Origin of the sequence: Bradyrhizobium sp. 160 (genome assembly GCF_023073735.1) — a bacterium.
Lineage (GTDB): Bacteria > Pseudomonadota > Alphaproteobacteria > Rhizobiales > Xanthobacteraceae > Bradyrhizobium.
Window position 1 is genome coordinate 1 of record NZ_JADPKD010000008.1, and the last position, 24,818, is coordinate 24,818.

Consider the following 24,818-nt stretch of genomic DNA (forward strand, 5'->3'; position numbering starts at 1 on the left):
GCGTCCGCAACAACGTCTCGCCGTCCAGCCTGTCCGTCTTGGCTCGCCGGCGCCGGCGCGGCGTCGCGATGGAGGCCGGATCCACCACGTGGCTCTCGACATCTTCTCGCCCTTGCCCGGCGAGAGCGAGGTCACCAGCCATGTCGAACGACTCAGTTCCAACGACACGAAAATTGCGCCAAACTGCGTGCGGATAGCGGCCGGTCCGTCGATAGGATGATCGAGCAACATCGTCGTCTCCAGGTTGAATGGATGCAACCTCAGTCTGGCCTCAGACTTGGTCGCTATCCACCCCCATGGAATCTTCGCGGAGCCTGTGAACGGGTCGCGCTTTGCGCGGACCCGTTGGCTCGCACAGACGATGCGGCTGGCAGTGCGCCAGCCACAGGCTTTCGCGGGCCTACGCCCGCTGCACCCCGACCACGCGGCCTTTTTCGATTGCGAGCGCCAGCTCGCCCCGCTTCAGTTTCAGCGCGGCATCGCCGAACAGCTCGCGGCGCCAGCCACGCAAAGCCGGCACGTCGGCCTCGTCACTGGCTGCGATCTCTTCGAGATCGTCGACCGTGGCAATCACCTTGCTGGCGACGGCATGGCGCTCCGCGGTCATGCGCAGCAGCACCTTCAACAATTCGACGATGGCCGCGCCATTGGAATTGTTGCGCGGCTTCTCCAGCTTCGGCAGCGTCGAGAAATCCCGCGCCAGTCCGCGCTCGACGGCGGCGACGATGTCCGCGCCCCATTTGGATTTCTCAAATCCCTTCGGCACCGAGCGCAGATGGGCGAGCTTCTCAAGCGTAGTCGGCGCATGCGTTGCGATGTCGCTGACCGCTTCATCGCGCAGCACGCGGCCGCGCGGCACGTCGCGGCTCTGCGCCTCCTGCTCGCGCCAGGCCGCCACCTCCATCAGCACGGCGAGATCCTTCGGCTTGCGCACCCGGGTCTTCAGCCGCTCCCAGGCGCGCTCGGGGTGGAAGTCGTAGGTTCTGGGCGAGGTCAAAACCTCCATCTCGATGGAGACCCATTCGCTGCGGCGGCGCTTCTTCAGGTCGGCATCGAGCGCCGCGAACACGTCGCGCAAGTGGGTGACGTCGGAGACCGCGTAGTGCATCTGCTCCTTGGAGAGCGGCCGGCGTGACCAGTCGGTGAAGCGGTGGGTCTTGTCCGGGCGGTGCCCGGTGACCTTCTCGACCAGTTGGTCGTACGCAATGCTGTCGCCATAGCCGAGCACCATGGCCGCGACCTGGGTGTCGAACACCGGGTGGGGAATGATGCCGGCCTGGTGCCAGATGATTTCGATGTCCTGGCGAGCGGCGTGGAAGACCTTCAGCACGGCCTCGTTGCCCATCAGCTCGAAGAACGGCTTGAGGTCGATGCCCTCGGCCAGAGCGTCGATGACGACAGCTTCCTCGGCGCTCGCCATCTGCACCACGCACAACAGCGGGTAATAGGTGGTTTCGCGCAGGAACTCGGTATCGACAGTGATGACGGGGTGCTTGGCCAGCCGGCTGCAGGCAGCCGCAAGGTCAGCGGTGGTGGTAATCAAATCCATGAACGGCCCATGACGAGACCATCAGCCGTTCTGCCGAAAGTGCAGTGATGTCAAGGGGCTCGATGCGAATTCGAGCCTTGCATTTGGGCCGGAATCGCCTTTTCCGACAAAAATCCTATTCGTAGCGGACCCGCTGCGAGGATTTCCGGGCACACGGCAGTGCCACCACAAGCACGCACATGGCGACCAGAGCCAGTCCCAGGAACTCGAAAACCAACAGGTCCACGGTGAAAACCCCTCAGAAGCATTGCTAAACTTGTCCGGGGCGAATTGAGGGTCTGTTAATTCTCGTGGTTACCGGCCGCGGGGCGGGCCGGATGGTGGACGAGGGGTTAACGGGCGGGGCCCGTCGAAACGCATTCGGCGCCCCGCGTGACGGCGCGCCGAAGTTTGTTCGTGCGATGAGTTGCCGGCCTTACGGCAGTTTCAGCGACGTCTCAGCGTTGTACGGCTTGAGCGTCTCGTCGGCGGCTCTCTGAGCGGCGGCGAGGGCGTCCTTCGGCTGCTTCTTGCCGTTGAGGACTAGCATCACCTCGTCCTCGAGGTTCTTGCGCACCGGCACGGTCTTGTAGGTCGCAAACCACGGCTTTGCGACGTCGAGCTGTTCGACGGCGGTCCTGGCGTCCGGGTTCTTGTTCAGGAAGTCCACCATTTCGGGCGTCTTGTAGGCGGCCATATTGGGCGCGAAATAGCCGGTGGCGCGGCTCCACCAACCGCTCTTCTCGGGCGAAGTCATCCACTTGATCAGCGTCCAGGCGGCCTTCTGCTTGTCGGCTTCGAGTCCTGCCGGAATGATCAGCGATGCGCCGCCGATCGGCACGGCATTGCGGACGTTGCGAGGAATGAAGGCGACCTTGTAGCTGAACTTGGCGTTGTCGCGGACATAGGTCAGCGACCCCGTCGAGAGCATCATCATCGCGGCATTGCCGGAGATGAAGGAGGTGCTGACGGCCGGACCGGGCGTCGCGCCGGGCGCATGCACCTTGTGCTTATAAATAAGGTCGTTCCACCAGGTGAGCGCACGGAGCATCGAAGGCGTGTCGTAATAGACCTCGCCGCCGAACTCCTCGTTGTAGTAGCGCCCGCCGTTGGACATCGTGAGCGTTTCCATCATCCAGCCGCAATAATCATAGGCGCATGGGATCGCGATGCCCCAGCGCATGACCTTGTCACCCTCGCGCTTGGTGAGCTTCTTGGCCCATTCGGTAAGCTCGGCCCAGGTCTGCGGCGGCTTGTTCGGATCGAGGCCGGCCTCCTTGGCCTGATCGGCATTGATGTAGAGCAGCGGCGTCGAGTTGTGGAAAGGCACGCCGTAGACCGAGCGGTTGATCACCGCATTGCCTTGCAGCGCCGGGAAGAACTGGCCCAAGAACTTTTCCTTGGTGGTGCCGTCAGCGGCGATCAGAGGATCGAGATTGGTAAGCTCGTTCTCGATCTGCATGTCGAGCAGGAAGTTGGCCGACATGATCACGGCTGACGGCGGCTTGCCGGCCTTGATCGCGGCGCGCGTCTTGATCAGCGTGTCATCGTACGAACCGGTGTAGACCGCGGTCGCCTTGACCTCGGGGTGGGTCTCGTTGAACTCCTTGATCAAGGTCCCCATGTCGCGGGCGAGCTTGCCGTCGACCGGGACGGGGAAGAACAAATCGATCTCGGTCGGGCCTTCGCCGGCGATGGCTGGAAAAGCGAGGGCGCCGGCCATCGTGCCTGCGATGGCAAGGCCGAGCATGAGCCTGCGGGAGAACAGCATCGGAAAATCTCCTATTTGATGCCTGAGGTGACGAAAGAGCTGATGAAGCGCTTCTGGAAGATCAGGAAGGTCACGAGCAGTGGTGCGATCACCATCAGCGTTCCCGCGGCGATGGTGCCCCAGGCCTGCGTGCCCTCGGCCGTCTTGGTGAAGACGGAGAGCCCGACCGTGAGCGGCCGCTTGTCCGGCGAGTTGATCACCATCAGCGGCCACAGGAAGTCGTTCCAGTGGCTGGTCACAGAGATGATGGCGAAGGCCGAGAAGCTCGGCAGCGACAGCGGCACGTAGATGTGGCGGATGCGCTGGAATAGGCCGGCGCCGTCGATCAGGGCGGCATCCTCCAGCTCGGTTGGAATGGCCTCGAACGCTTGCCGCATCAGGAAGGTGCCGAAGGCGGAGGCAAAGAAAGGCATCATCACGCCAGTGAGCGTGTCGTAGAGGCCGAGCTGCGCGATCAGGCTTAAATTGGGCACGATCAGCAGCACCGGCACCAGCATCAGCTGCATCAGGAACAGGTAGAAGATCAGCGTCTTGCCGGCGAAGGCGAGGCGCGCAAAAGCAAAGCCCGCCAGCGTGATCGTGACGAACTGCACCAGCAGGATCCCGGTGCAGATAATGGTGGTGTTGAGGGTGTAGCGCGGGAAGTCGCCGATCTCCCAGGCATCCCTGATGTTGTCGAGCGTCGGCTTCAGGCTCGGCATCAGTTCGGCCATCAGGTTGATGCAATCGGAAGCCGGGCGCAAGGTCGCCACGCCCATCCAGACGAACGGGATCAGCCAGACCAGTGCGAGCAGCACGGTCAGTACGAAACCGAGCTTTGGCGTAATCTCGCGGCGGGTGGCGAGCGGAGCATCCCTGAACAGACGGTCGATCAAATTCATGGGCCGCTCTCGCGGTTCGCCAGCGTCCGGAACGAAAGCGCGGTGAGGCCCATCAACGCCGCCAGCGTCAGCAGCGTCGCCGCCGATGCCTTGCCGACGTCATAATGCTCGACGGCCTGCTGATAGATGTAGAACAGCACGAGATTGGTCGAGTTGGACGGGCCACCCTGGGTCAGGACGAAGACGTGGTCGACTTGCGTCACCGCATTCAGCGTCGCGATCACGGTGACGAACAGGAAGGTGGGCTTGAGCTCGGGCAGGATGATGTAGCGCAGGCGCTGGATCGGACCGGCGCCGTCGAGATGGGCGGCCTCCATGACGTCCTCCGGCACCGCCTGCAAGCCGCGAGGAAGAACAGCATGTAATAGCCGGCGTTCTTCCAGATCGTGATCACCATGATCGCGGATAGCGCGATGTCGGGATCGCCGAGCCAGTTCGGCAGCACCGGAAGCAGCCGACCGATGTAGTAATCGAGCAGGCCGACATTGGGCAGGAAGATGAACAGGAACAGCGCGGAGGCCGCGACCATCGGGATCAGCACCGGCAGGAACAGCGCGGCGCGCAGCGCGCTGGTCACCGCGCTGGTGCGCGCCAGCGCGAGCGCGAACAACAGCGCGAGGCCGATGCTCGGGATCGCTGTGCCGAGGGCATAAATGAGATTGTTGACGACCGCGCCGGTGAAGGCGGGGTCGGCAAGCACTGCGCTGATATTGTCGATGCCGACGAAGCGGACGGGCGCTTTCGGCGTCGTGCGCTGATAGAGCGCATCGATAAACACGCGGCCCATCGCGCCATACGTGAACAGCGCGAGGAAGACCAGCGAGGGCAGCAGCAGCAGATAGGCCGGCAGCGACGCCGTGAAGCCGGCGGTGAAACGCGTCAGGACGTGCAGGCGCGGTGCTGCCGAGGTCGCGACCGGGAGAGCCGCGGGTCCAGCGAGGCTCATGTCACCGCGCCGGGAAATTGAGCGCATAGTCGCGGTCGCCGATTCCCGCTGGCGCGGCGAAGGGGAAGCGTGGGCTTTGGTCGAGGAAGTCGTGGCTGTGCACGACCAGGTTCTCATCGTCGATCAGCACCACGCCGTAGGCCGGCGGCTCGTGGCTCGCCAGATGCGGCGCGTTGGCATTCAGCTCGAACCAGACCTGGTGGTTGGTGCCGCGCAGCGTGGAGAAGGGAGTCTTGCCGTAGCTGCCGAAGATCGGCCGGTGCACATGTCCGAAGAAGAGGTGGCGGATGCGCGAACGGTAAGGCGCTATCACCTCGGCGAATTCGGCGCTCTGCTTCAGCGCGATCTCGTCCATTGCGAGCACGCCGACCGGGAAAGGGTGGATGGTGCATGAACACGACGAATTCCTGGTCGTCGGGCGCGGCCGCGAGCGTGTTCGCCAGCCAGCCGAGGCGCTTTGCGCACATCTCGCCGGCATGGCTGGTCTCGTCCAGCGTGTCGAGGAAGACGAACAGGCCGTGCTCGGTGGTGCGTGTGCCCTGCACGAAGCCGTTGGGATCGCGCGGCGCGGCCTTCAGCGCGTCGAGGCAGATGACGCGCTTGTCATGATTGCCGACCATCGCGATGTAGGGAATCTTCAGCGCCGCCATCGCCTCGGCGAAATTGGCGTAGGATTCAAGCTCGCCCCAATGGGTGAGATCGCCGGTCACGACCGCAAACGCCGCGTCGGACTGATGGGCGTTGATGTCCGCAATCGCCGCATCCAGCCGCGCGCGCGGATCGAGGCCGTAAAGCTTCAAGCCGGGGTTCGCCAGGTGCGTGTCGGTGAGGTGGATGAATTTGAAGGGCATGGCGCGCTTTTGTGATTGGAGGACGGGCGCCTCCGACAAGACAACCCTGCAGCCCGTTAGAGCGCGTGTGTTTCAGTTTGATGACAGCGGTTCCACGAATGGGACGTGTCCACAACGCCCGCGAGTCAGGCGCCGACCAGCGCAAGGCGCAACCCATGCAATGCGTCAATCAGAGATGGTGGTGCGCGGCCGAACCGCTTCACGTCCCGCAGAACGTCTGCAGCACCCGCTGGTCCGGCAGCGGCGGATCGGCATAATCTGCATACTCCGGCTGGTCCTCGTAGGGCCTGGCCAGCACCTTCACCAATTCCTCGAACGGGGCGTAATCGTCATTGTTGACGGCGGCCTGGATCACGGCTTCGACGCGGTGGTTGCGCGGGATGAACATCGGGTTCACGGCGTGCATGGTGGCTTGCCGCTCGGCCGCGCTCTGCGGCTCGAGCGCGATGCGCTCGCGCCAGCGTCCGGCCCATTCGTCAAACGCCGCGGGCTCCATGAACTGCGCGCGCACGTCTGCGCCTGCGTCGCCTGCGGCATCGCCGAGCTTGCGGAAGGTGAGGGTGAAGTCCGCCTGGTTCTTCGCCATGGCATCGAGCAGGTCCTGGATCAGCGCCTCGTCGCCGTCGCGCTCCGTGAACAGGCCGATCTTCCTGCGCAGGCCGGCCTGATAGGCCGCACTGAACGTCTCGGCGAAGGCGCCGAGAATGTCCTGAGCTTCGGCGACCGCCTTTTCCTGCTCGTCTGAGAACAGCGGCAGCAGGCATTCGGCGAGCCGGGTCAGATTCCACAAGCCAATGCGCGGCTGGTTGGCGTAGGCGTAGCGGCCCATCTCGTCGATCGAGGAAAACACCTGCGCGGGATTGTAGGCATCCATGAAGGCGCAGGGGCCGTAGTCGATGGTCTCGCCGGAAATGGACGTGTTGTCGGTGTTCATCACGCCATGGATGAAGCCGACCAGGAGCCAGCGCGCGATGAGCTCAGCCTGCCGCGCAACGACGGCTGCGAGCAGCGCGTGATAGGGCCGCTCCGCTCGAAGCAAATCCGGGTAATGACGGGTGATGACGTGGTCGGCGAGCCGGCGGATGGCCTCGGTGTCGCGGCGGACGGCAAAGAACTGGAAGGTGCCGACGCGGATGTGGCTGGAGGCGACGCGCGTCAGCACCGCGCCGGGCAGGGCGGTCTCGCGGATCACATGCTCGCCGGTGACGACCGCGGCGAGCGAGCGCGTGGTCGGAATGCCGAGCGTGAACATCGCCTCGCTCACGATGTATTCGCGCAAGACCGGCCCGAGCGCGGCACGGCCGTCGCCGCGGCGGGAGAACGGGGTTGGGCCGCTTCCCTTGAGCTGGATGTCCCGGCGGATGCCGTCTTTGTCGATGACCTCGCCGAGCAGGATGGCGCGGCCGTCGCCGAGTTGGGGTACGAAATGCCCGAACTGGTGGCCGGCATAGGCCATAGCGATGGGATCGGCGCCCACGGGAACCGTCTTGCCGGCCAGGATTTCGGCGCCTTCCGGGGTCTCCAGCATATCCGGGTCGAGCCCGAGCTGGACCGCCAGCGGCCGGTTCAGCTTGATCAGCCGGGGCGCCGCCACTGGGGTCGGCGCGACGCGGGCGAAGAAGCTGTCCGGCAGCGCCGAATAGGAGTTCTGGAAGGGGAAATGAACCGTCATGACCTCAAGATAGGGCTGGAACGCCTGATGGCAAAGGTTGGACCCCAGATAAGCCAAAAATGGGCGCATCTGGTCCGAATCAGGCCGTTCCCTTGGTTGCCGCTTTGGGCCTCGTCGGGTAAACCCTGCCGCAACTTCGGACCGGCAGTTACAGGCCGTTCGATTCGCTTCCTCCGACATTGAATTTGGGACGACCATGCATCGCTACCGGTCACATACATGCGGCGCGCTCCGCGAGAGCAACATCGGCGAAACGGTTCGCCTCTCGGGCTGGGTCCATCGCGTTCGCGACCATGGCGGCGTGCTGTTCATCGATCTGCGCGACCATTACGGTCTGACCCAGTGTGTGGTCGACCCGGACTCGCCGGCATTCTCGCTGGCCGAGAAGCTGCGTTCGGAATTTGTGGTGCGGATGGACGGCAAGGCCCGCCGGCGCCCCGAAGGTACCGACAATGACGATCTGCCGACCGGCAAGATCGAAGTTTACGTCAGCGAGATCGAGGTGCTGGGTCCGGCCGGCGACTTGCCGCTGCCGGTGTTCGGCGACCAGGAATATCCTGAAGACATCCGCCTGAAGTACCGCTTCCTCGATCTGCGCCGCGAGAAGCTGCACCAGAACATCATGACGCGCGTGTCGATCATTGACTCCATGCGACGTCGCATGAAGGAGCAGGGCTTCTTCGAATTCAACACCCCGATCCTGACCGCATCCTCGCCGGAAGGCGCGCGCGACTTCCTGGTGCCCTCGCGCATTCATCCGGGAAAATTCTACGCGCTGCCGCAGGCGCCGCAGCAGTACAAGCAGCTGCTGATGATGAGCGGCTTCGACCGTTACTTCCAGATTGCGCCCTGCTTCCGCGATGAGGACCCGCGTGCCGACCGTCTGCCCGGCGAGTTCTACCAGCTCGACGTCGAGATGAGCTTCGTCACGCAGGACGACGTGTTCGCTGCGATGGAGCCGGTCATCACCGGCGTGTTCGAGGAATTTGCCAAGGGCAAGCCGGTGACCAAGGGCTGGCGCAGGATTCCGTTCGCCGAAGCCTTGCGCAAATACGGCAGCGACAAGCCGGACCTGCGCAACCCCATCGAGATGCAGGACGTCTCCGAACATTTCCGCGGCTCCGGCTTCAAGGTCTTTGCGCGCATGCTCGAGGACCGCAAGAGCCAGGTCTGGGCGATCCCGGCGCCGGGCGGCGGCAGCCGCGCGTTTTGCGATCGCATGAATTCCTGGGCGCAAGGCGAAGGCCAGCCCGGCCTCGGCTACATCATGTGGCGTGAGGGCGGCGAGGGCGCCGGTCCTCTCGCGAACAACATCGGTCCCGAACGCACCGCCGCGATCCGCGCGCAGCTCGGCGTGAAGGAAGGCGATGCCGCCTTCTTCGTCGCCGGTGATCCCGACAAGTTCTGGAAGTTTTCGGGTCTTGCCCGCAACAAGGTTGGCGAGGAGTTGAACCTCACGGACAAGGAGCGGTTCGAGCTCGCCTGGATCGTCGACTTCCCGATGTACGAGTACAACGAGGACGACAAGAAGGTCGACTTCTCGCACAACCCGTTCTCGATGCCGCAGGGCGGCCTCGACGCGCTGAAGGACCAGGACCCGCTGACCATCAAGGCGTTCCAGTACGACATCACCTGCAACGGCTACGAGATCGCCTCGGGCGGCATCCGCAACCACGTGCCGGAAGCAATGGTGAAGGCGTTCGAGATCGCCGGCTACGGCGAGCAGGAAGTCGTCGACCGCTTCGGCGGCATGTACCGGGCCTTCCAGTACGGCGCGCCCCCGCATGGCGGCATGGCCGCGGGCGTCGACCGCATCGTGATGCTGCTCTGTGGCACCACGAATTTGCGCGAGATCTCGCTGTTCCCGATGAACCAGCAGGCCATGGACCTCCTGATGGGCGCGCCGTCGGAGGCCACCACCAAGCAGCTGCGCGAGCTGCACATCCGGGTAAACCTGCCGCAGAAGTGAGTCGATCGACGTCTACAACTTCGGGTGCCCGGGCTTGTCCCGGGCATCCGCGTGTTGGAGCCTTGTCTTGGAGCCTTGCATAGAGAACGCCGATGGCGGCGTAGCCGGCGATTCGTCGGGCGAAAGAGTAAGGTTGCAATCGGATGTTGCCACTGAGGCGCCGGCCGTGCTTCATCCGGTTTCCACGACCCGGAATACCGCCCGAGGCGGCCGGTCGGGACAATTTGGTTTGAGGCCGGTAACGCGAGGCGAGACACCGCATGTCGTCCTATTCTGATGATCTCCACCAGGCGGCGCTCGCCTATCACCGTCTGCCGCGGCCCGGAAAGCTCGAGATCCAGGCGAGCAAGCCGCTTGCCAACCAGCGCGATCTCGCGCTGGCCTATTCTCCGGGCGTCGCCGCCGCCTGCACCGAAATCGCCAAGAATCCCGCCGAGGCCGCCTCGCTCACCACCCGCGCCAATTTGGTCGCCGTGGTCTCGAACGGCACCGCCGTGCTCGGCCTCGGCAATATCGGCCCCCTGGCCTCCAAGCCGGTGATGGAGGGCAAGGCGGTCCTGTTCAAGAAATTCGCCGGCATCGACGTGTTCGACATCGAGATCGCCGCCGATACCATCGACCGCGTGGTCGAGACCGTGGCGGCGCTCGAGCCAACCTTCGGCGGCATCAATCTGGAAGACATCCGCGGACCGGAATGCTTCGAGATCGAAACGCGCTTGAAGGAGCGCATGAAGATCCCGGTCTTCCACGACGACCAGCACGGCACCGCCATCATCGTCGCTGCCGCCATCACCAACGGCCTCAGGTTGAACGGCAAGAAACTGTCCGACGTCAAGATCGTGGCCTCGGGAGCAGGGGCCGCGGCAATCGCGACGCTGAATCTCCTGGTGTCGATGGGCGCGCAGCGCAAGAACATCTGGGTCTGCGACATCGACGGCCTGGTGCACGAGGGCCGCAACAACTCGATGGACCGCTGGAAGGCCGTCTATGCGCAGAAGACCGACAAGCGAACGCTTGCCGACGTCATCGGCGGCGCGGACATCTTCATCGGCCTGTCCGCGCCCGGCGTGCTCAAGCCGGAGATGGCCGAGGCGATGGCCAACAAGCCGTTGATCATGGCGCTCGCCAATCCCGTGCCGGAGATCATGCCGGAGGAGGCGCGCAAGGTGCGCCCTGACGCCATGATTTGCACCGGCCGCTCCGATTATCCGAACCAGGTCAACAACGTCCTGTGCTTTCCCTTCATCTTCCGTGGCGCGCTCGACGTCGGTGCCAGCGCCATCAACGAGGAGATGAAGCACGCGGCCGTCGAGGCGATTGCGCAGCTCGCGCGCGAGGCGCCGTCGGATGCAGTCGCGCAGGGTTTTGACACCGGCGAGACGCAGGGTTTTGGCCCGGGCTCGCTGATCCCGAGCCCGTTCGATCCGCGGTTGATCTTGCGCATCGCGCCGGCGGTGGCGAAGGCGGCGATGCAATCGGGCGTCGCAACGCGGCCCATCACCAATTTCGATGAATACACCGCGCTGCTCGAGCGCTTTGCCTTCCGCTCCGGCCTCGTCATGAAGCCGATGTTCGCCAAGGCCAAGACTCAGCCGGTGCGCGTGATCTACGCCGAAGGCGAGGACGAGCGTGTGCTGCGCGCCACCCAGGTGGTGCTGGAGGAGAAGCTGGCGCGGCCGATCCTGGTCGGCCGCCCCTCGGTGGTGGAGGCGCGCATCAAGCGGTTCGGCCTGTTGATCAAGGCCGGCAAGGATTTCGACCTCATCAATCCCGAGGACGATCCGCGCTACCGTTCCTATGTGCAGTCTTATGTCGAGGTCGCAGGCCGCCGCGGTGTGACACCCGACGCGGCGCGCACGGTGGTGCGCACCAACAACACGGTGATCGCGGCACTTGCGGTGGTGCGCGGGGAGGCCGACGCCATGCTCTGCGGCGTCGAAGGTCGCTATATGAGTCATCTGCGCCATGTCCGCGAGATCATCGGCTTCTCAGCCGGCGTCAGCGACTACGCCGCGCTGGCACTGCTGATCACCAGCAAGGGCGCATTTTTCATCGCGGATACGCAGGTGCGCCCAAATCCGAGCGCGGAAGAGCTTGCCGAGATCGCTTCGCTCGCGGCGGTCCACGTACAGCGTTTCAACATCAAGCCGAAGATCGCCTTCGTCTCGCATTCGGATTTCGGCAGTTACGATACCGATTCCTCGCGCAAGATGCGCCGGGCGACCCAGCTTCTCAAGGAGAAGCATCCCGAGATCGAGGCCGATGGCGAGATGCAGGGCGACACCGCGCTTTCAGCGGCTGCGCGGAAAATGGTACTTCCGCACTCCAAGCTCGAGGGCGAGGCTAACATCCTGATCATGCCAAGCCTGGATACCGCCAACGTCGCCTACCAGATGATCAAGTCGCTGGCGGACGCGCTCCCGGTCGGCCCGATCCTGATCGGCCCGGCACGGCCGGCGCATATCCTCACGCCGTCGGTGACCGCACGTGGCATCCTCAACATGACCGCGGTCGCGGTGGTGGAAGCGCAGGAGCGCGCGGCGAGGCAGCAGCCAACGTTGTTTACGTAAGGGTCGATCTGCGCGAAAGATGCACATCCTTCTCCGACAGGGGAGGAGGGGCACCGGTCGCGCGGCTTATTTGAATTCGTCGCGGTTCTCCATTTCCCTGTTTGAAAACCTCAAGCGGACTCTTCATAATCCCTCGCGCATCCCGTGCTTAGCGCTCTTGCCAAGAGGCCGATCATGCCAGCGTTCGTGACTTTCGGGCGGATCCTGTTCGCCGTACTGTTCATCTACACGGGCGCGTCCAAGCTGTTCGCCATCCAGGCGACGGCGGACTTCATCGCCACCAAGATCATGGTGCCCGATATGATTGCGCCTTACGCCAAGCAGGTCGAGACCGCGACCGCCATGACCACGCCGCAACTTTTGGCGATCGCGGTCGGAGGACTTGAGGTCATCGCCGGGCTGATGATTGCGCTGAATTTTGGCGCGCGATTCTTCGCGATGCTGCTGATCATCTACATCGCGGTTGCGACCGTGCTGTTCGATGACTTCTGGAACCAGGCGCCGCCCGACAACGCCAAGGTGGTGATCGACGCGCTGAAGAACCTGTCGATCATCGGCGCACTGTGCATGATCATCGGCTACGGCCGAACCACACGTCCGGCCGAAGCGGCCTACGGGGACGTGTAGGGCAGGGTATGACCGCCGCTCCGCGCGGTGCTGTAGGGTGGATTATGCTGACGCCAACCCGCACCCTAAAAGCGTGATGAGATTGGGATGAATCATCACCGCGCTTTAGCTTGTCGTTTAAGCATGATCTTTTCGGAAAACCGCTTCGCACTTTTCCAGACTATGTCCTAACGCGCCCCAAGGATGCGCTGCCAGAGCGTGCCACCCAGCACCTTCCAGCCAAGATAGAAGTACAGGGTGATCAGGGCAAACAGCACAAGAGCGGATGCGCCGTGCAGGCTGAAACCGTCCGTCGTCGTTTCGCCAGTGGCGGCCCCGATGGAGTAGCCGCCGACGAAGAACACCGTCAGGAAGTCGAGAAAGCCGGCGAGGCCACGGCGCCAAAAGGATTTGGACGTCGATGGAGTATCGCTCGTCGACATCGAAGCAGCCTCCTCTTGGCAGCCGCGCCGGATCGCCGCTCAGGATTTCCCGTCTCGGCTTCTTGTCAGGGGTTTCTTGTCAGTGTTTCTTGTCAGTGTTTCTTGTCGGTGTTTCTTGGCATCGACGTCGATGCCGATGACCTTCCAGGCATTGTCGTTCTGGGCAAAACGCAGCTTGTACTTGACCCGGACCTCGTCGTTCTTGAACTCGCCGGCGAGGACGAGCGCACCTTCCGAATCGAGCTTGGCCTTCTGCTGTGATTCGTAGTCGTCGGTGACGATCCCCTCGAAGAACAGCTTCTTGCTGCGGAAGGATTCGAACGCGGCCCCCAGTTTCTCGGCCGTCATTTGTTCCTGGAACTGCCTCGAGCCCTTGGCAAGCAGGACCGAGTAGTTGCCAGTGATGTTGGCATCGTTGAAGGTCATCAGCGTCGTGCGGACCAGCACGTCCTGCTCGTCGTCGGTCGGCAGATCGATCGCGTAGGCCGATGACGGCGACATCACTGACAGAAAGGTCAGCGACACCAGGAGCGCGATGGCGCCGAGAAACTTCCGGCAGGAGAGGGGAGAAAAAATCGAACTCATGATCTCTTTGTCCTTAATGAAGGGCCGGGGTATCGCCAGAGAGCGGAATGAAGTCGCCATATGCGATCTGCATAACAGAGAAGTTCTAATTTTTCGCTCGTGTGGGAAGGAGCTTTGGCCTCGCCGGTTCACGCCGCATTAAACAGGCTCGGGATGAGGAACGTCGTAACTCCGCCGCACCGTCGCCATTCGGCGCTGCTCTCTCAGACTCCAACACTCGCGCACGCGAATCTGCCGCGCAAGCCGATTTCCGGATTGTTGAAACTCTTGGCACATTGAGCCATCGCCAGAGACGCAGGAGCGGGCGCGATGACGGGCACGGGCCGCGGCGATTGTTGTTCCCTGAGGGCAGGCCTGGCTCACAGCGGCGATGCGCACCTTGATCTTGAGCTATCCCCGCCGCCACGGCGTGACGGTGACATCATGTGCCGCATCGAGCAGATACGGCGCGCTGGGCTTCATTCCGTGCGAGGCGAGCACCTCGTGCGGCGTCCGCTGGGGCACGCTGCTAAAACAGCCTTCGCCGCCGGGCAGTCGGACATGCGGCGCTTCCGACAGCCAGAACGTGTCGTAGCGGTCCATGAACATGTCGAACACCATCGGGCCGCCGATGATCGCGACCGTGCCGGAAGCGACGTCGGCGAAGGCGCAAGCTTCCGCGAAGCTGGCGTGACCAGGATTCCACAATGTCGCGTTCGGCATTTCAGGATCGGCGGTTAGTGCCCTGATCTTGCGGGTCAGGATCAGTCGCTTGCGCTTGGGCGAGTTCGGCTGGTGCTCGTGCGAGTTGCGGCCGTGCACGATCAGCGCCGCGCGATCGAGCGCCTGCTCGAAGAACAGCTTGTCGCCCTCGAACTTCAGGCTGTCCGGCATCACATGCGCGGCGTCGGCGAGCATGCCGTCCGCGGAGACGATGACGTAGCCTTCAAACCGGAAAGACAATTGCCGTCTATTCGGAAACGGTCGTCACCACGGAATTGACCGGGCGCTGGCTCACCGTCGGCAGCTTGACGTCCTTGAGCAGCTCCTGGTCATATTCGGGCAGCGTCGAGGCCGGGAATTTTGCGCGCATCGCCACAACCTTGTAGCCGCCGGCTTTCAGGCGCTTGAGCAGCTCGGGCAAAGCTTCGGCGGTGTGCTTCTGGAAGTCGTGCATCAGGATGATGCCCTTGCCCTTGGTGTCGAGCTTTTTCATCACGGTCTCGACCACCTTCTCAGGCTTGGAGGCTTTGAAGTCGAACGAATCGATGTCGCAGGAGAAAATTCCGATGTTGCGGTTGCCGAGATAGGTGACCATCTCCGGCGGATGCTGGAGCGCAGGGAAGCGGAAGAAAGGCGAAGGCGAGATGCCGCCGAGCGCCCATTTCACCCCGGAGAGGCCCTTCTCGATCTCTTCCTTGCGCTGCGCTTCGTTGAGCTTCTTGTTGTTGAGGTTGGCATGCGACCAGGTGTGGCTGCCCACGGTATGGCCGGCCGCATAGACCTGCTTCAGGATCTCCGGCTCGTAGGTCGCGTGCTTGCCGATGGAGAAGAAGATGCCGGTGGTGCACTCGTCGGCGAGTGCCTTCAGCACGGCGGGCGTGTTCTTGGGCCAGGGGCCGTCGTCGAAGGTCAGCACCACCTCGTGGTCGCGCAGGAAGTCGAGCTCCTTGAAATGCTCGAAGCCGAAGCCGGGGCCGCCGGTGGTGTCGATCTCGACGGTGCGGGCGACACCGAGCGCGCCCGGCGTGCTGCAGGCTGCACGCGGCGGCTGCGGCGCCTGTTTCGGTGGCGGCGGGTTAACGAAGCCCGCTGGCGCGGCAGCTACTGCGGGAGCGGGTGCCGGCGCAGCCGCCGGCGCGGAAGCGGCCGGTATCGCCGGTGCTGCTTGGGTGGTGGCCGCCGGTTTTGCGGCGGTCTGCGACCACGCCGCGCCGGTCATGCCTAGAGACATCGCGCTTGCCAAAATCAGTCCTGCCGCCACACGCATGGTGTTGTCCTCGAGATTGATCCCGTTGTTCCGCCGCGCCTTTTCCGCGGCAAAACCGTCCCGCCCCAAACGATCCTAGCCTAGAGGGTGGGCCCTCGCCATTGCAACGGCTGTTTGATGCCCCGCCACAATTGTGCCCAACGGGATGGGGCGCAACTGGCATCAAGTGTCGGCCAGCGCCTTGGCAATGGCCATTTTGACCCGCGTATCGGTCGGCGCGACGGCGGACGCAAAGACCTCGGCGATATAGCCGTCACGGCCGGTCAGATATTTGTGGAAGTTCCACTTCGGAACTTCTCGCGGCCGCGCGTCGGCGGCCCATTTGTAGAAGGGGTGCGCTTTCGATCCGATCACGACGGACTTGGCTGTGATCGGGAAGGAAACGCCGTATTGGTGGTGGGCCGTCTCGGAGATTTCGCTGGCGCCGCCGGGCTCCTGGCCACCGAAATCGTTGGAGGGCACGCCGATCACGGTGAGCCCGCGCTCGCGAAACTCGTCCCAGAGCTCCTGAAGGCCTGCATATTGCGGGGTATAGCCGCAGAGCGAAGCGGTGTTCACCACCAGCAGCGGCTTGCCGGTGTACGCGGCAAGGCGGATGTTCTCGCCGGACAATGCGGGGAAGGAGAAGGCATAGGCCGAGATCCGGCTCATGCCGCCGTCGGCAAACGCGCGCGTCATTGGCACGAGTGCGCCTGCAAGCGCGCCGAGCATGGTCCTGCGGTTCATCATGACGCCGTCCCCCGAAATGATCAGGGGTGCATGTTACTCCGCCGCTGCAATCTCACTCGTCAACACCCGTGTTATCGGTCGCGGCGAAGCACTAGACGTTTGACGCGTTTGCTTTGCGCGAAGCGGTCTCCACTTCGCTCAAAACGCTCTCGCTAGTGAAGGCGCTAGTAAAGGCGGACGATGAAGTCGGTGCCTTCGCCGGTCTCGCCCTGGTTGATGCCCTGGTCGGAGACGATGATCGAGCCACCTGATGTCAGCATCTCGTTGATCTTCGCCATGGTGTCGGCCGGAATTGAGATGCGGTCGAGGGCCTCAGTCGGGCTGTCCGGCGTGACCACCGGCCTTGCGGCAACGGGGATCAGGGCAGCGCCACGCTGGCGGCGTGACACGCGTCCGTCGTCATCGCGCGCAGCGGCGCGGACGGAGATCGGCAGCGACACCACCGACCAATGCAGCGCGTTGGAATCGGTCTTATCGACTTCGGCTGTGAAGACGTGCGTGCCGAGCGGCCGGTCGCTCGGGGCGATCACGACGGGCACCTCGAACAACGGCGCGAAGTTCTGTCGCACGTAGAGCTTGGAATCCTTGCGGCTGATAAAAACGGCGATCTGGCCGGCCCGCCGCGGCGCATCCGGCTTCGCCGCAGGTGCCGGATCGGCAACGCGGGTCTCGTCCTTGTCCGCGTCCGCCGAGGTGGCGAGTGCCGGAGCATCAGGCTTCTTCCGGGAATCGGCAGCTTCGGTCTTGGCAGCGCCGAGCTTGTCGTCGCTCACTGTCGAAGCCTTGGGCGCTTCTGCGGCCTCAATGGGCTTTGCGTCCATGTTCGCGGGCTTGGCGGTTTCTTCGGACTGCGGCTTGGCCGCGTCAGATGCCTCGGCGGTCTTGGTCGTGATCTTGTCGGCCGGCGCAGCCGCTTCCTCGCGGGCGGGCGCATTGCCGGTAGTCACATCCGACATCACGGTGTGGCCGACGGACGCGCGCAGCTCGAGCACGCTGTCTGCACTCGCGGTCTTCGTCTCGGCCGGCCTGGCTTCGCTGACTTTGGTTTGCGCCGCGCCCTTATCGGCTTTGTCGCTGGCGTTGATCTGCGGCGCGAGGCTGGCGGCGGGTTGCGGCGCTACGCGCACCGAGGCGAGCAGCGGATGCGAAAAGCTTTGCGGCGACATCTGGCCGGGCGCGACGATCACACGCGCGCCCATCCTGGTCCAGTTCCACATCTTCACCGCGAACGCCATTGGCATGCGGATGCAGCCATGCGAGGCCGGATAGCCCGGCAGCACGCCGGCATGCATGGCGACGCCAGACCAGGTGATCCGCTGCATGTACGGCATCGGGGCGCCGCTGTAGATGTTGGAATGGTGGAATTTGTGCTTCTGGATGACGCTGAACACACCCATCGGCGTCGAATGGCCCTTCATGCCCGTCGATACCGGAGATTCCGCGAACACGCCCTTGCTGTCGTAGACCGTCACCTTCTGCCGGTCGATCGAGACGACGATGACGAGCGGTCCTTGCGGCTTGGTGCCGGCTTCCTTCTCAGCGACGATCTCCTTCTTGCCCGCCGTGCCGCGCTTCGGCGGCTTCTGGCGCGGTATTTCGGGAAGCCGATCCTGTCGGGCGTAATAGGACCCATCAGAATAATCCGTCCAATAATAAAACGCTGCGTCAGCCTGGCTTGCCGTCCCGATCGCACCCGCCGCCGTCAAAATGGCGATCCGCCAAATCCGCGTTGGCTTGGCAGCAAAACCGGACCCGTTCACGCTGTTCATCCTCGAATCCACAACCCAAATCAATCGTTAGTCTCGCAAAAGGGATACGCGTTCACCCTTAAGGTGGTTCTGCCGTCAGCTACTTTTGTTCAACGCGTAGCAAAAAAGCCTCACAGAGCGGTAAACGGCGGCCGTGCCAACTGGCCGCTCGTCTTCCTGACCGGCCGCCTGATGCCTACATTGCGGGGACTTGTTACCGGAGAACTTCATGTCATCTCGTTTCGACGGTCTTTTCGGCATCCGTTTGAAGGGCCTCGCTTTATTCCTCCTGGCTCTGACGGTTTGCGCGGCGCCCGCCCTTGCTGCCGACGAGCCGGATCTGATCTTCCGCCGCTCGACCGTATTCAAATGGATGAGCCCGAACGACAAGCTCGCGACGTACGGCCTCGACGACCCCGAGGTCGAGGGCGTCGCCTGTCACTTCACCGTGCCGGAGAAGGGCGGCTTCAAGGGCTGGCTCGGCCTTGCCGAGGAGGTCTCGGACATCTCGCTGGCCTGTCGCCAGGTCGGCCCGATCAAGTTCAAGAACAAGATGGAGCAGGGCGACGACATGTTCCGCCAGCGCCGCTCGCTATTCTTCAAGAAGATGCAGATCGTGCGCGGCTGTGACGCCAAGCGCAACGTGCTGGTCTACATGGTCTATTCGGACAAACTAATCGAGGGTTCACCGAAGAACTCGACCTCGACCGTGCCGATCATGCCGTGGGGACCAGCGGACGCAAGCGTCCAGAAGTGCGGTGAGTTCTTCACTCACTGACGACTGCGAGGTCTGGGCCATGGCGCGACCCACCTGAAAAGATTGGGATTTTCCGGCGAATGTTTCGTCGTGCCGGACACGACGAAACAATTCTCACGAAAGATGAAACCATTTTCCGCTTTTGGCGCATCACGCACGAAACCACCCATGGTTATCAGCTTCACAACGACGGCACCGGCGGCCACCGATTCGGAGACAAGACCATGCGCGCGCTCAGCTTCATCCTTGCCTTCGGCTTCGTGCTTGCCGGTTCCTCGTTCGCGGGCTCGCCGGATGGCAGTGTTCCCGGTGTCGGCACCTTCCAGTACACCGGTTCGTCGCTGACGATCACGGCACCGCAGCCGATCGTAGTCGCCACGCGCTTCTGATCGCCAACAAGAAAAATTGCCGGCAAAGGCCATCATGATTGCTCGTTTCTGCGCCGCAGCGTTCATGTCCGTTCTGACGCTCAGCGCCGCTGCGGCGCAGGTGCGCGCTCCCTCCAGGCTGCCGGATGCCCGTGCCGAATTCGTGCGTCAGTGTGCGCCGCGCATGCTCGGGCGCTGGGAGCACCCGGAGGAGGTCTGCGGTTGCCTGCACGACCATGCCGCTGCCGTCGTCGAGGACCGCGACTTGCGTGAGGCGCTGCTGCGCGGCATCAGCGAGACCGGCGTGCCGACGATCGAGACCGACTGGGTGCCGACGTCCAAGCAGGGCGAAATCGGCCCGACCTTCACCAAAATCGCCAAGCCGACCTTGCAGTGCATGTTCGATCCGGCGAAGTGACGTTCAGATTATTTGGTTTTCGGACCGTATCGTGGCACGCAGGTGCTGGTCCGTGAAACGCCTTTGTCGGTCATCCTCGCGCCGCGCACTTCCTTGACCTGTCCGGCGGGGCAAGTTCCGTCATCCACTTGCACGCGCTGGCCGAGCTTGAGGTCCACGATGTCCTGTTCGCGGCCGACCATTGTTGCGCGCGCCGTGGAGGCGAGCGCGAGGGACATCAGGAGCGAAAGGCAGGTCGCGCGGTGTAGCAGCATGATTGAAGTCCGGCGTCGATGCCGCAATCTAGGGAGCTGGAGGCGATTCTGATAGGCGAAGCTTCGTTACGCCTGCCGGGCTGAGCTCCTCGCGCACAAGATAGCGCGCGACTCGCGCGCCAGCCGTTCGGCAGAGGCCACCAGTTGCGGAACCGTATGCCCTGAAAATCCAAGCACGAAACCGGGCAGGGGACGCGCGAGCGAATAGGTGTCGGCCAGGAGCCAGCCTTCCGCGCCGGCGGCCCGCTTGGCCTCGGCCGCGCGCGACGGATCGACCGAGGGATCGAACCGTGCGACAAGATGCAACCCTTGCGACGGCACCGGCACCGATAGCGTCCTGTCCGATTTCGCTTCCAATGTCTCCGCCAACGCATCACGCGCCTCGCGATAGAGCTTTCGCACCCGCTTCAGGTTCGCGGCGAAGGCGCCGGAATTGAGCATGTCGGCCACCGCGCCTTCCATCAGCGTGCCGGGAAAGCGGTCGAGCGCAGCCCGTGCAGCCGTCACGTCCGCGATCAGGCGCTCGGGCAGCGCGCAATAGCCGATGCGCAGGCCCGGAAACAAGGTCTTGGCGAAGGTGCCCAGGTAGATCACGCGCTGGAGGTGATCGATCCCGGCGAGCGACATCAGCGGCGCGCCGTCATAGCGGAACTCGCTGTCGTAATCGTCCTCCAACACGAAGGCGCCGGCCTGCTTTGCCCAGTGCAGCAGTTCGAGCCGCCGTGGCATCGACATCTGGACGCCCAGCGGAAACTGGTGCGACGGCGTGACATAGGCCGCGCGCGCAGACGGCGCCGCCGAACGACCTTTGGCGACGTGCAGCCCGTGCGCGTCGACCGGAATGGGTACGGTGCGATATCCGCAATGTCCGATCGTCCGGCGCGCGATCGGATAGCCGGGGTCCTCGCACCAGACCTGGTCGCCCGTCCTAAGGATCGCGCTCAGCACGATGCGCAGCGCATGCAGCGTGCCGGACGTGAGCATGATCTGATCGGGATCGCAGCGCAGCCCTCGCGTCGACAACAGGTGATCGGCGATTGCCGCACGCAGCTCGCGACTGCCGCGGGGATCGCCATAATGCAGATGCTCGGATCCGAATGCGCGCATGCGCCGGCCCACGAAGGCGCGGAAGCGCTGCACGGCGCGCTCGTCGATATGGGTGCAGCCGAGCGCGAACGCGCCATGCTGCGGCGCTTCGACAACCGCCTTGGGTTTGTTCGCCTCGGCTGCTCGTGCAGGGATGCGCGCGGCGACGAAGGTGCCGGAGCCGACGGTTGCCTCGGCAAAACCGTCGGCGATCAGCCGCTCATAGGCAGTGACGACGGCGTTGCGGCGCAAGCCGGTCTGCTGCGCCAGTGTCCGTGAGGGCGGCAATGGCTCGCCAGGCCTGACGAGACCGGAGACGATCGTCTCGCACAGCGCCTGGTAGAGCCGGTGCGCCGCGGAGGCCCTGGCCGTGATGTGCGGACCGGTAAGGTCGAGCGGCAGCTCGGCCTTGGCCGGCGAGGGAGAATTGGTCGGAAATTTTCGCATGGAATTGGCACTATCGCAGACCAAATCCACGGCTACAACTCTCCGAATTGTTCCAATCTCCGAGGTGTGGCCGTGAGCCAGGTTGAAAACTCAAACTCCTATCCGACATCAGCGCGCAACCAGGTGAAGCGCCGTCATGACCGCGGCTTCTACGATCACGCGACCGTTCACCGCATCCTGGATTCCTCGATGCTCTGCCACGTGTCCTATGTGATCGACGGTCAGCCCTATTGCACGCCGACCTTCTTCTGGCGCGAAGGAACGAAGCTGTACTGGCATGGGAGCAGCGCCAGCCGCATGCTGCGCAATCAGACCAGGGGCGAGCGCGTCTGCCTGACGGTAGCCCATCTCGACAGTCTCGTGCTGGCGCGCTGCGGCTTCAATCACTCCGCCGATTACCGCGCGGTGATGGCGTTCGGCACCGCCTATCTCGTCACCGACCGCGAGGAGAAGGAGCGCGCCGTGATCGCGATGGTCGACCGCTTCTTCCCGGGCCGCACCGCGGGCCTGCGTCAGAGCACCGCGCAGGAGACCAGGGCGACCTCCTTCATCGCGATGGCGATCGAGGAGGCCTCGGCCAAGATCCGTGCCAAGGGCGTGGCCGATGACGATGAGGACTACGAACTCCCGATCTATGCCGAGCGCATCCCGGTGCGCACGGTGCTCGGCGCGCCCGAGCCGTGTCCGCGTTTGCTCGACGGCGTCAGCCGGCCTGCGACGTTGAATGGCTACTTCGAAGGCCGGCTGCTCGAAGATGCATTGCGGGATGCTTATTTTGTACAGTACCCGAACGGCTGAAATCGGCTAGCTTGCGCTCCATCGATGATCTGAACGCCCGATTGGAGTTGCCTGATGAACGCCGAGACGCAGCAGAGGATTCTTGACGCCGTCGACGCCGGCTTCGAAGCCCAGCTTGCGACCACCCGCGATTTCGTCGCGATCCCCTCGACCCGCGGAGCGGAGGGACCGTGCCAGGACATGATCGGCGATCTCCTGCGCGAACGCGGCTATGAGGTCGACGACTGGCACATCAATGTCGACGATCTCAAGGATCTGCGCGGTTTTGGCCCGATCGAGCATGATTTTTCGAAAGCGCGTTCGGTGGTGGGCACCTACCGTCCGCAAACCAACGTTGGAAAATCGCTGATCCTCCAGGGGCACTGCGACGTGGTGCCGGCAGGTCCGCTGGAATTGTGGGATACGCCGCCGTTCTCGCCCGTCATCAAGGACGGCAAGATGTTCGGCCGGGGTGCCTGCGACATGAAGTCGGGCACGATCGGTGCGCTCTACGCGCTGGATGCGATCAAAGCCGCGGGCTTGAAGCCTACGGCGCGGATCCACTTCCAGTCCGTGATCGAGGAGGAGAGCACGGGCGTCGGCGCGCTCTCGACGCTTCAGCGCGGCTACCGCGCCAATGCCTGCTTCATCCCGGAGCCGACCGGCGGCAAGATGGTGCGCTCTCAGGTTGGCGTGATCTGGTTTCGCCTGCGCGTGAAGGGCCATCCGACCCACGTTGCCTTCGCCGGTTCCGGCGCGAACGCAATCATGGCGGCCTATCATTTGATCCAGGCCCTACAAAAACTCGAGATCGAATGGAACGAGCGCGCCAAAGCCGACCGTCACTTCAGGACGCTCAACCATCCAATCAATTTCAATCCCGGCATCATCAAGGGCGGCGATTGGGCCTCTAGCGTGCCGGCCTGGTGCGACGTCGACTGCCGGATTGCCGTGTTGCCGGGCTGGTCGATCGCCGAGCACCAGAAGGAGATTTTGGCATGCGTCGCGGCCGCTGCGCGCAACCACCGCTTCCTCGCCAACAACCCGCCGGAGATCGAATGGTCGGGCTTCCTGTCGGAGGGGTATGAACTGACTGACGCTGCCGCACCCGAGGCCGCGTTCGGCAAGGCCTTCAATAAGGTCTACGGTGGCGCAGTCGAGGACCTCGTCTTCACTGCACTTACCGATACCCGCTTCTACGGCCTCAATCATGGCATCCCGAGCCTGTGCTTCGGCGCGAGCGGCGGCGAGATGCACGGCTTCAACGAGTTTGTCGAGCTGGAGTCGCTGAAGAAGTCCACCAAGGCGATGGCGCTGTTCATCGCGGAGTGGTGCGGAGTGGAGAAGGCGTAAGCAACCGCTTGCCCTCTCTGCCGTCAGCGAGGAGCGAAGCGACGGAGCAATCCAGACTGCCGCCGCGGAGCGATTCTGGATTCGCTTCGCTGCGCTCGCAGTCACTTAATGTGACGGCGGCTCCTCAGGGCAAAGGACATACCTTGCCGATGCGGTCCGCTGTCCGAGACACGGGCGCGGATCAATCCTTTAAGCTTAAAATAAAGGCTAGGATGGCGGCCTTGCCGGTGGCAGACTGGGGTCCGTTGCAGGGGCCTTAAATCCGCCGAGGAAATTACGATGCGCGATTGGGATGATGCTTATGCCAATTCGACCCATATCCCCGGCTCGGACAAAATGCCGGCGCTGTGGGCGGAGCGGGCGGCGGCTTACCGTGCGGGATTGAGGGATTTTCGTCCCGACGTCGCCTACGGCGCCGGTGAGCGGCAGCGCCTCGACCTGATCCTGCCCGACGGCGACAGCAAGGGCCTCGTCGTGTTCGTGCATGGCGGCTACTGGATGCGCTTTGATAAATCAGCCTGGACCGATCTTGCCGAAGGCGCAAGGCATCATGGCTGGGCCGTGGCGCTGCCGAGCTACACGCTGACACCGGCCGCACGCATCTCCGACATCACTGCCGAGATCACCGCCGCGGTCGCAAAGGCGGCCTCGCTGGTGCCAGGGCCGATCCGGCTCGCCGGCCATTCCGCCGGCGGCCATCTCGTCACGCGCATGCTGTGCGACGACAGCCGGCTCGAGCCCGCCGTCTACGATCGTATTGCCGGCACGCTCTCGATCAGCGGCCTGCACGATCTGCGGCCGCTTTTGAAGACAAGGATGAACGAGACGCTGCGCATGACCATGCAGGAGGCGACGCTCGAGAGCGCGGCGCTGCATCTGCCGCGGGGGCAGTCGCCTGTGACGGCCTGGGTCGGCGGTAACGAGCGCCCTGAATTCATCCGCCAATCCGACCTGATGGCCAACGTCTGGACCGGTTTCGACGTGCCGACGCACCTCGTCATCGATCCCGGGCTCAACCATTTTACCGTGATCGACGGGCTTAAGGATCCGTCGTCGCCGATCACCGCGCGTCTGATCGGCCTCGACTGAC

The 24,818-nt window shown here is 63.6% G+C and carries 22 protein-coding genes and 3 pseudogenes; 9 read left to right on the forward strand and 16 right to left on the reverse strand.

Going from position 1 to position 24,818, the window contains the following annotated elements:
- From IVA98_RS02675 to IVA98_RS02710, 8 genes and pseudogenes are all read right to left on the reverse strand, one after another.
- A pseudogene (locus IVA98_RS02675) lies at positions 1-231 on the reverse strand (IS110 family transposase); the annotation flags it as partial.
- Between the two features lie 169 nt (positions 232-400).
- A complete protein-coding gene (gene rnd / locus IVA98_RS02680; protein WP_247334652.1) occupies positions 401-1,549 on the reverse strand; it encodes a ribonuclease D in 1,149 nt (382 codons plus the stop codon).
- Positions 1,550-1,964: 415 nt separating this feature from the next.
- Positions 1,965-3,299 carry an ABC transporter substrate-binding protein gene (locus IVA98_RS02685; RefSeq protein WP_247334653.1) on the reverse strand — a complete coding sequence of 445 codons (1,335 nt, stop codon included), beginning with the start codon at positions 3,297-3,299 and terminating at the stop codon, positions 1,965-1,967.
- Positions 3,300-3,310: 11 nt separating this feature from the next.
- Positions 3,311-4,180 carry a carbohydrate ABC transporter permease gene (locus tag IVA98_RS02690; protein WP_247303559.1) on the reverse strand — a complete coding sequence of 290 codons (870 nt, stop codon included), beginning with the start codon at positions 4,178-4,180 and terminating at the stop codon, positions 3,311-3,313.
- A pseudogene (locus tag IVA98_RS02695) lies at positions 4,177-5,126 on the reverse strand (carbohydrate ABC transporter permease). Before IVA98_RS02695 ends, IVA98_RS02690 begins: the two are co-directional and overlap by 4 nt.
- 1 nt (position 5,127) lies before the next feature.
- Entirely contained in the window at positions 5,128-5,481 is a 354-nt protein-coding gene (locus tag IVA98_RS02700) for a metallophosphoesterase family protein (protein WP_247303570.1), read from the reverse strand.
- Between the two features lie 49 nt (positions 5,482-5,530).
- A pseudogene (locus tag IVA98_RS02705) lies at positions 5,531-5,977 on the reverse strand (metallophosphoesterase); the annotation flags it as partial.
- Positions 5,978-6,176: 199 nt separating this feature from the next.
- A complete protein-coding gene (locus IVA98_RS02710) occupies positions 6,177-7,649 on the reverse strand; it encodes a protein adenylyltransferase SelO (protein ID WP_247303567.1) in 1,473 nt (490 codons plus the stop codon).
- Positions 7,650-7,845: 196 nt separating this feature from the next.
- On the opposite strand from IVA98_RS02710, the gene aspS reads away from it, so the two are divergent.
- The 3 genes from aspS (at position 7,846) to IVA98_RS02725 (ending at position 12,815) form a co-directional block, all read left to right on the forward strand.
- Complete coding sequence (aspS, locus tag IVA98_RS02715; protein WP_247303557.1) at positions 7,846-9,618, forward strand: aspartate--tRNA ligase; 1,773 nt, start codon at positions 7,846-7,848, stop codon at positions 9,616-9,618.
- A 260-nt stretch (positions 9,619-9,878) separates the two neighbouring features.
- Positions 9,879-12,188, forward strand: a complete 2,310-nt coding sequence (locus IVA98_RS02720) for an NADP-dependent malic enzyme (protein WP_247354259.1) — start codon at positions 9,879-9,881, stop codon at positions 12,186-12,188.
- Positions 12,189-12,362: 174 nt separating this feature from the next.
- Positions 12,363-12,815, forward strand: a complete 453-nt coding sequence (locus tag IVA98_RS02725; RefSeq protein WP_247281570.1) for a DoxX family protein — start codon at positions 12,363-12,365, stop codon at positions 12,813-12,815.
- Positions 12,816-12,982: 167 nt separating this feature from the next.
- Here the strand turns inward: IVA98_RS02725 and IVA98_RS02730 are convergent, their stop codons facing one another.
- The 6 genes from IVA98_RS02730 to IVA98_RS02755 form a co-directional block, all read right to left on the reverse strand.
- Positions 12,983-13,237 (reverse strand): hypothetical protein, encoded by a 255-nt coding sequence (locus tag IVA98_RS02730; RefSeq protein ID WP_247303554.1) that lies wholly within the window; start codon positions 13,235-13,237, stop codon positions 12,983-12,985.
- A 39-nt stretch (positions 13,238-13,276) separates the two neighbouring features.
- Entirely contained in the window at positions 13,277-13,822 is a 546-nt protein-coding gene (locus tag IVA98_RS02735; protein WP_247303552.1) for a hypothetical protein, read from the reverse strand.
- A 390-nt stretch (positions 13,823-14,212) separates the two neighbouring features.
- On the reverse strand, positions 14,213-14,764 hold the full coding sequence (locus tag IVA98_RS02740; protein WP_247303550.1) for a dihydrofolate reductase family protein: 552 nt from the start codon (positions 14,762-14,764) through the stop codon (positions 14,213-14,215).
- A 7-nt stretch (positions 14,765-14,771) separates the two neighbouring features.
- A complete protein-coding gene (locus IVA98_RS02745) occupies positions 14,772-15,791 on the reverse strand; it encodes a polysaccharide deacetylase family protein (protein ID WP_247354260.1) in 1,020 nt (339 codons plus the stop codon).
- 162 nt (positions 15,792-15,953) lie between these two features.
- Positions 15,954-16,520, reverse strand: a complete 567-nt coding sequence (locus IVA98_RS02750) for a glutathione peroxidase (protein ID WP_247303546.1) — start codon at positions 16,518-16,520, stop codon at positions 15,954-15,956.
- Between the two features lie 164 nt (positions 16,521-16,684).
- The gene (locus tag IVA98_RS02755; RefSeq protein WP_247354261.1) at positions 16,685-18,289 is read right to left on the reverse strand and encodes a L,D-transpeptidase; all 1,605 of its coding nucleotides are present in this window, start codon (positions 18,287-18,289) and stop codon (positions 16,685-16,687) included.
- 208 nt (positions 18,290-18,497) lie between these two features.
- On the opposite strand from IVA98_RS02755, the gene IVA98_RS02760 reads away from it, so the two are divergent.
- From IVA98_RS02760 to IVA98_RS02770, 3 genes are read left to right on the forward strand one after another with little or no spacing between them, the layout of a single operon-like run.
- Positions 18,498-19,046: a CreA family protein gene (locus IVA98_RS02760; RefSeq protein WP_247303542.1), complete on the forward strand. Its 549-nt coding sequence runs from the start codon at positions 18,498-18,500 to the stop codon at positions 19,044-19,046.
- Between the two features lie 59 nt (positions 19,047-19,105).
- On the forward strand, positions 19,106-19,414 hold the full coding sequence (locus tag IVA98_RS02765) for a hypothetical protein (RefSeq protein WP_247334659.1): 309 nt from the start codon (positions 19,106-19,108) through the stop codon (positions 19,412-19,414).
- A gap of 34 nt (positions 19,415-19,448) precedes the next feature.
- A complete protein-coding gene (locus tag IVA98_RS02770) occupies positions 19,449-19,811 on the forward strand; it encodes a hypothetical protein (protein WP_247303540.1) in 363 nt (120 codons plus the stop codon).
- An 8-nt stretch (positions 19,812-19,819) separates the two neighbouring features.
- Here the strand turns inward: IVA98_RS02770 and IVA98_RS02775 are convergent, their stop codons facing one another.
- Positions 19,820-20,065 (reverse strand): DUF6719 family protein, encoded by a 246-nt coding sequence (locus IVA98_RS02775; RefSeq protein WP_247281560.1) that lies wholly within the window; start codon positions 20,063-20,065, stop codon positions 19,820-19,822.
- 66 nt (positions 20,066-20,131) lie between these two features.
- Positions 20,132-21,598 carry a MocR-like pyridoxine biosynthesis transcription factor PdxR gene (gene pdxR, locus IVA98_RS02780; RefSeq protein ID WP_247303538.1) on the reverse strand — a complete coding sequence of 489 codons (1,467 nt, stop codon included), beginning with the start codon at positions 21,596-21,598 and terminating at the stop codon, positions 20,132-20,134.
- A 72-nt stretch (positions 21,599-21,670) separates the two neighbouring features.
- Here pdxR and IVA98_RS02785 point away from each other — a divergent pair, with 72 nt between their 5' ends.
- The 3 genes from IVA98_RS02785 (at position 21,671) to IVA98_RS02795 (ending at position 24,817) form a co-directional block, all read left to right on the forward strand.
- Positions 21,671-22,396 (forward strand): pyridoxamine 5'-phosphate oxidase family protein, encoded by a 726-nt coding sequence (locus IVA98_RS02785; RefSeq protein ID WP_247303536.1) that lies wholly within the window; start codon positions 21,671-21,673, stop codon positions 22,394-22,396.
- A gap of 54 nt (positions 22,397-22,450) precedes the next feature.
- A complete protein-coding gene (locus IVA98_RS02790; RefSeq protein ID WP_247354262.1) occupies positions 22,451-23,728 on the forward strand; it encodes an ArgE/DapE family deacylase in 1,278 nt (425 codons plus the stop codon).
- A 279-nt stretch (positions 23,729-24,007) separates the two neighbouring features.
- Positions 24,008-24,817: a hormone-sensitive lipase gene (locus IVA98_RS02795; protein WP_247303533.1), complete on the forward strand. Its 810-nt coding sequence runs from the start codon at positions 24,008-24,010 to the stop codon at positions 24,815-24,817.
- Position 24,818: the final 1 nt, after the last annotated feature.